This window comes from Bacillus cereus group sp. BfR-BA-01310 (genome assembly GCF_022664325.1).
GTDB lineage: Bacteria > Bacillota > Bacilli > Bacillales > Bacillaceae_G > Bacillus_A > Bacillus_A paramycoides.
Genome location: NZ_JAKUHD010000118.1, coordinates 1 through 257 on the forward strand (window position 1 = coordinate 1; position 257 = coordinate 257).

Consider the following 257-nt stretch of genomic DNA (forward strand, 5'->3'; position numbering starts at 1 on the left):
CTTGCCAATTTTGATTTCTTCCGAAAACGCCAGGCTGGTTCTGGCTCTGGCTTTCTCCCCATACTCCTATAAAATTTTGGCTGGTACCGACAACACCAGCTTGCTCCTTACTATTACCATGAACCCCCTGCCAATTTTGACTTCTTCCGAAAACGCCAGGCTGGTCCTGGCTCTGGCTTTCTCCCCATACTCCTATAAAATTTTGGCTGGTACCGACGACACCAGCTTGCTCCTTACTTTCACCGTAGACAGCTTGT

Annotated in this window: 1 protein-coding gene; it reads right to left on the reverse strand. The window is 48.6% G+C overall.

All coding sequences use genetic code 11. The features are described 5' to 3' along the window. A partial coding sequence (locus MR109_RS29945) for a hypothetical protein (RefSeq protein WP_242274873.1) occupies positions 1–257 on the reverse strand: 257 nt, incomplete at both ends.